This is a genomic window from Methylocystis suflitae (assembly GCF_024448135.1).
GTDB classification, from domain to species: Bacteria; Pseudomonadota; Alphaproteobacteria; order Rhizobiales; family Beijerinckiaceae; genus Methylocystis; species Methylocystis suflitae.
This window is the reverse complement of sequence record NZ_JAMRYX010000119.1, coordinates 1-1,628: the sequence shown is the minus strand read 5'-3', so window position 1 is coordinate 1,628 and position 1,628 is coordinate 1. Positions and strand designations below refer to the sequence as shown.

1 protein-coding gene is annotated in these 1,628 nt (G+C 63.1%); it reads right to left on the bottom strand.

What is annotated here, in order from left to right:
* Window positions 1-25: 25 nt before the first annotated feature.
* Window positions 26-1,597 carry an ISL3 family transposase gene (locus tag NEI07_RS09795; protein WP_407659881.1) on the bottom strand — a complete coding sequence of 524 codons (1,572 nt, stop codon included), beginning with the start codon at window positions 1,595-1,597 and terminating at the stop codon, window positions 26-28.
* Window positions 1,598-1,628: the final 31 nt, after the last annotated feature.

The window sequence follows — 1,628 nt, the reverse complement described above, 5'->3', positions numbered from 1 at the left end:
GACGCAAAGTTGGTGCAGGTCCCTGTCACTGTGCCCCGATAAGTCGGGCTTCGAGGAGATCGAGTTTCGCGCGCCCATACATCTGACGCTTAATCAGCTTCAGTTTGGTGATCTGACCTTCGGTTTGGCCGTTTGACCAGGCGGTGACGATCGCCGCCGCGATAGCGGCGCGATCTTTCATGACGCCGTTCACGAAGGAAGCAAGGAGGCCTGTTTTCGCGTGGTCAATCCAGCCGTCGAGTTCGTCCCCAGCCTTCATGCGGATCATAGTCTGGAATGCGGTGACGGCGGCGCGCGCATCGACCAGCGCTGGAACCCCATCCTCGATCGTAGCGATCGTCAGCGTTTGGGTCTTCGACAGCGCATCGCGACCTGTCGTCATGAGGCGCGCGATGGTTCTCGCCGAAGGCGTGCGGCGAAAACCCGCCTCGTCCATTTTTTCCGCGTGCCGCCGGCGGCACGCCCATTCGGAGACGACCCGCAACGATCCTCGAAAGCCGGAAGCGCGAAGACGTCGCCAGAGCTCAGCGCCATTGCGACTGCCTGCAGCCCATTGCGCATCGAGCCACGGAAGATGCGGCTCCAGTGAACTCTCCCGTGTGCGGAAAATATCCGAACGCTGGCCGCGCAAGATCTTTCGGACGAGCCCGCGACTTTGACCCGTCTCCCGCACAATCTGTTTGATCGTCGCGCCGCCCTCGGCCCGAGCGAGAATGGCGGCGTTCATCTCCTCGCGTCGCAAATAGCCCTCGTATTGAAGACGCTCCGCAGCGGTGAGCAGCGTCGGGTCGATGAACGCCGCGCCGAGCGCCGATCTTATCTGCCGCATCGATTTGCGCACGGCGTCGAGGAAGGCGGCGCTGGCGTTTTCCATCAAGTGCCAGCGATCGGCGACCTGAAGGGCGCCGGGAAGCGCCTTACTCGCCGCGAGCGCAAAGCCTCCGCCGCGGTCTCTCGCGACGATAGCAATTTGCGGCTGTCCGGTGAGCCATGCCTGCGCCGTCGCCGGCTCTCGGTCCGGCAGGAGTTTGATCGGACGATGGCGCTCGAGGTCACAAATGATCGCGCCGTAGCGTTGATTGCGTTTCCAGGCCCAGTCGTCGATTCCGATGACGTTCGGCGCTGGCGGCGCCGGCCGGCCTCTGCGCCGCACGACCCGCAGCAGCGTGTCATTGCTGACCGGCATCATGAGGCGTCGAGCCAAGTCCGCTGCCGGCCGACCGCCGAGCGCGAGAGCCAGATGATGGACGAGACCGTCGAGGCGGGCAGTTCGACGGGCATGGACCGCCAGAACGTCATCGCTGAACCGTTCTGTGAAAATGCTTCTGCGACACGATGCCGATATGCAACGGAAGCGCCGCGCCATTAGGGAAATGCGAACCACGCGCCCAGCAAGCGGCAAATCCGCGAGCCGTCTCTGATAGCGGCTGTGAACGCGCACCGAAGCCGAACGGCAATCCGGGCATTGTCCTGTCGCGCCGACCCCTCGCGCCTCGATGGTCGTCGTCACACCGTCGATCGACACCCGATCGACCAAAAACCCGGGCGGAACGATTGCGGAAGACCGCAGAGCTGTTCCTTTATGAAACCAACGCAAGTCGGCACCTCAACTGCATCAAATGTGAGTC